General features: G+C 50.0%; 4 protein-coding genes. All 4 read right to left on the minus strand.

Annotated features, from left to right (window positions below; translation table 11 throughout):
- Positions 1 to 127 precede the first annotated feature (127 nt).
- Positions 128 to 1240, minus strand: coding sequence for a UDP-N-acetylglucosamine 2-epimerase (non-hydrolyzing) (gene wecB / locus NDI52_RS34710; RefSeq protein WP_190774381.1), 1113 nt, complete (start codon positions 1238 to 1240; stop codon positions 128 to 130).
- Between the two features lie 313 nt (positions 1241 to 1553).
- The gene (purU, locus tag NDI52_RS34715; protein WP_190774382.1) at positions 1554 to 2408 is read right to left on the minus strand and encodes a formyltetrahydrofolate deformylase; all 855 of its coding nucleotides are present in this window, start codon (positions 2406 to 2408) and stop codon (positions 1554 to 1556) included.
- Positions 2409 to 2593: 185 nt separating this feature from the next.
- On the minus strand, positions 2594 to 2959 hold the full coding sequence (locus NDI52_RS34720; protein ID WP_190774383.1) for a phage holin family protein: 366 nt from the start codon (positions 2957 to 2959) through the stop codon (positions 2594 to 2596).
- 607 nt (positions 2960 to 3566) lie between these two features.
- Positions 3567 to 3950, minus strand: coding sequence for a histidine kinase (locus tag NDI52_RS34725; protein ID WP_190774384.1), 384 nt, complete (start codon positions 3948 to 3950; stop codon positions 3567 to 3569).
- Between the last annotated feature and the right edge of the window lie 353 nt (positions 3951 to 4303).

A 4303-nucleotide genomic window follows, 5' to 3' on the forward strand; every position in this document is an offset into this window, starting at 1 on the left:
CAAGTAGCTTTGCTTACCATTGCGATGCCCATTTTTAACAATTCTGTCGCTGGTGCAATGAGGACAATTCATAAAGCATTTTCAACTCTGCATCATTCTCATTATGCAACGCCTTACTGGAAATTTCCTAAGTACTTAAATACTCTTCTACCAATTGTTCAATGCGCTCTGAGGCGTGGCCGTCACCAAAAGGATTAACGGCATTTGCCATGGCCTGATAGCTGGCAGGATTGCTGAGAAGGTCGGAGGCGATCGCTATCACCGTCTCAGGGTCTGTTCCCACCAATCGTGCCGTACCTGCTTCGACGGCCTCGGGGCGTTCGGTCGTTTCCCTCAACACCAGCACGGGTTTTCCCAAACTAGGGGCTTCTTCTTGTAGCCCACCAGAGTCGGTCAGCAGCAAGTAGCAGCGCTGCATTGCACCCACCAGTTCGGCATAGTCCAAGGGTTCTGTGAGAAAGATACGGGGATGGTTCCCCAGGCGTTCCTGTAGAGGCTCGCGCACTGTTGGGTTGCGGTGCATCGGTAACAGCAGAGCCGTATCGGGGAACTTATCGAGTATCTGTAAAAAGCTCGTGATGATGTCCTGCAATGGCGCACCCCAGTTCTCACGGCGATGCACGGTGGCAAGCAGCACTCGGTACTGGCTCCAGTCGAGGTTGGGAATGGGGCAGTCGGGTTGCTGACCAGCCACCGTCAGGAGCGCATCAATGACCGTGTTGCCCGTCAGGTGGATATGCCCAACGATGCTGGACTGTTTCAAGTGCTGCACTGATTTTTCAGTAGGCGCAAAGTTCAACTGTGCTACCTGGGAGATGAGACGCCGATTAGCCTCCTCGGGAAAAGGATTGAACAGGTCGTCCGTGCGTAGCCCTGCTTCGACATGGCCCACGGGGATCTGTTGATAGAAGGCGGCGATCGCTGCTGCAAATGCCGTTGTGGTATCCCCCTGCACCAGCACCATTTGCGGTTGTATTTCTTTGAACAACGCTTCTAACCCCTGCAAACTGCGGCAGGTAATATCTGTCAGGCTTTGCCGGGGCTGCATGATAGCGAGATCTTGATCTGCTGTGAGGTGAAACAGATCCATCACCTGCTCCACCATTTCTCGGTGTTGGCCCGTCAGCACAACCCGTGTATCAAACCGGGGGTTCGCCCGAAAGCGCTGAATTACCGGAGCCAGCTTGATGGCTTCGGGGCGAGTACCCAATATGATGCAAATGCGAAGAGATGTAGACATGGTGTTAGAACCGCAAACAGAGAATGGGTAGCGATCGCCCCCTAATCCTAAACCCACCGAACGATGAAAGGTTCGATGTAGGCGCGAATGATTACTCGCCCTAGGGCATGGACAAAGAAAAGGTGTCTTGATCAACGTGTCACACTCCCCCTTTTACAAGGGGAATTGCCCATACCAGTATTATTCAAATCGGCACGAAAACCCAACCTTATATGGCTGGTATATCGTTTGTTGGGACATCAGGAGTGAGTGGGAGCCATGCTTCCACTCACTCCTGATGTCCCAACAAGCGCGATGAATTCTATAACCACAACTAGGCAAAGACTACAGTGCGATTGCCATACACCAAAACTCGGTTTTGCAAATGGAGCCGTACCGCCCGCGCTAACACGATGCGCTCCAAATCTTTACCTTTGCGAATCAGGTCGACCACCTGATCCCGGTGGCTGACCCGTACTACATCCTGTTCGATGATCGGCCCCTCGTCTAGATCCTGAGTAACATAGTGCGCTGTTGCTCCAATAATCTTCACACCGCGCTCGTATGCCCGTTCGTAGGGATTGGCCCCCGCAAAAGCAGGCAAAAATGAATGGTGGATATTAATGACGGTAGGAAACTGTTCAATAAAATCGGCACTGAGCACCTGCATGTATTTCGCCAAAACCACGAGATCGATCCGGTAGTCTTTCAGCAGTTGCAGTTGCTTGGCTTCTTGCTCTGGCTTGGTTGCTGCCGTGATGGGAATGTGGTGGAAGTCGATCCCAAATTGCTGGGCGATCTCCCCCAATTTCTCATGATTGCTAAGAATCAGCGGAATCTCAGCCCCCAACTCCCCAGCCCGTTGCCGCCAGATCAGGTCGAACAGGCAGTGGTCTTGCTTGCTGACCCACACGGCAATGCGGGGAACCGTATCGGAGAAATGCAGTTGCCAGTTAGCGTTCAGGGGTTGAGCGATCGCTTGAAATGCTGCCCCAATAATCTCGCGGGGTAGATGAAAGCCGTCTAACTGCCACTCGATGCGGGTCAGAAATAACCCGGCGGAAAAATCGGTGTGCTGATCGGCATGGATAATATTACCCCCGTTGGAGTAAATAAAATTTGCCATTTTTGCCACCAGGCCAGGTTGGTCGGGGCAGGAGATCAGCAGTGTTGCTGTAGGACTCGTCATGGGTTTCAGCGCATTAGCTTCGAGTCCTGATTTTACCGTAGAGGGCTGAAAACGCCAGTTTTATAACGCTTCTTGCTTAAAGCCATAAGGATTGATCTGTGGGAGGGGCAAACGCCCACAAATCAACCCTTTGTATTTCGCACCTTTGAGAACTGTGCTTGGAAGAACGGATATGAGGGAAGCCGTTAAGCAGTAGGGACCAAACCCGTGGCATTCAGAATGGCATTGAGGATAGAGCTGACGAGGGCAACGGCGATCGCCCCCAAAATAGCACTTCCAATCCCCCAGCGCAGGCGGAACCCTTCCACGAGCCATGCCGCCAGACCAAACACAATGATGCTACCAATCAAGGGGATCAATCCCAGGCTGAAGATGGCTGTAGCTCCCCGAAACCAGTCTGGGAAAATATAGTAAAGCCCATTGAATGCACCAATAATGGCACCTCCAATCAACGCTGCTACAGGGCTATCGATTTCGACTCCCGTTGGCAGCTTACTAATAATAAACAGGCTCAGAGCAATTACGATGACTGAAATGATAAACCCAACCATGGGAAACAACTCCTCAAGAATGCTGAAGAATGAATAAAAACGTTTTTTTAGTCAGAGCGAGACAAGTACTCTTGTTAATCACCAGCATTAAACCCTGAAATTAATATCGCTTCAAGCCTGAGCGACACACATGTAATACAACGTTGTTAAAACCTATTGCTAGTGTTGTATAGCTAGGCAATATAACAATTCTTACAGGGATAGAGTTGAGTAGTAGGCCGAATCCCTTGTCTAATAGGCGTTACATGCAGAATTGCTACCACAAGGGTTCTGGCCTATAGGATTTGAAAAACAGCGTTGGCCTTCTCCTTACAGTGCTTTGCGCTCGAATTAACCACGGTTGTTTTTGTGAGAGCCGCGCTCAGCGCGGCTCTCACAAAAACAACCAGATTTTAAGCGTTTGAAAAGCGCTGTAAGAATATGCTGACCTTTTTTAGAAGGTGATAAGTGTGTCTATGGTCACTGCCCAAAATTAGATTTGCAGAACTTACAAAGGTATCGAGGTCATATTTCAAACATATGGATGGGGTGTGGTGAAAGAAGCGCTTCATGCCCCTTTCACCACACCCCATCCACATATCTGGAGCACTACCGCCATCGAAAATGTTTAGGAAATTGCGTGGGATTCGATCGCCTCACAACCTGCTAAGCCGATACTAGAATCCTTCTGGTATGTTTCCGTGGTTTTGTAGATTTGCACGGTCTGATTTTGATGGATGAGATAAAGATATTGGGCACGGGGATCAAAGCTGATGCCCACCTTCAAGTTAGAATAGTCGTCCTCTGAAAATTCGAAGCCAAAGCGTACAACCAGTTGGGCAACCAAAAACTCGGGTGTATCGCTGCTTTCTGTTGCTAAAGCCCGCTCTTGCCAAAACTTCTCCAGAAACGGATTCAGAATCCGCAGAACCTTCTCAGGCGAACCGTTGCGGCTTGCGTAGATCAGGGCGGGGTTCCCCTCGACGATGATGTGAAACGGAATCGCTGGCATAGCAATATTTTCTTAAGAGCTTATAAGTCAGGATGGATTGATTCTACGGCAGAGGGAGTCCCCCTGTTGTGAGGCTTAGGTTTAATTTTGGGGCCATTGCTATATTCCTTCGATCCTAAATAACCTCAGTTCGGGATAAGCTGAAGTGCTCATTTTGGCGTGCGCTTTGCGCACGCCAAAATAAGCGTTTTCGAGTGCCGCGCGTTGCGCGGCACTCGAAAACGCCCTGAACCCGAACTCATACCGTTTTAATATGAAGCTGCGCCAAATAGGGCTTCGAGAATGAAATCGTAGGACGTCAATGACGCAACCCTTTCAGGGGAAATCTTGTCGAGTTCCGAGGTCAGGAGTTT

This window comes from Leptolyngbya sp. PL-A3 (genome assembly GCF_039962325.1).
Classification (GTDB): Bacteria; Cyanobacteriota; Cyanobacteriia; order Elainellales; family Elainellaceae; genus Vacuolonema.

Bases quoted from the DNA above. Each gene is read 5' to 3' on its own strand.
- wecB (WP_190774381.1), bottom strand. From the start codon at position 1,240: ATGTCTACATCTCTTCGCATTTGCATCATATTGGGTACTCGCCCCGAA.
- NDI52_RS34725 (WP_190774384.1), bottom strand. From the start codon at position 3,950: ATGCCAGCGATTCCGTTTCACATCATCGTCGAGGGGAACCCCGCCCTG.
- NDI52_RS34720 (WP_190774383.1), bottom strand. From the start codon at position 2,959: ATGGTTGGGTTTATCATTTCAGTCATCGTAATTGCTCTGAGCCTGTTT.
- purU (WP_190774382.1), bottom strand. From the start codon at position 2,408: ATGACGAGTCCTACAGCAACACTGCTGATCTCCTGCCCCGACCAACCT.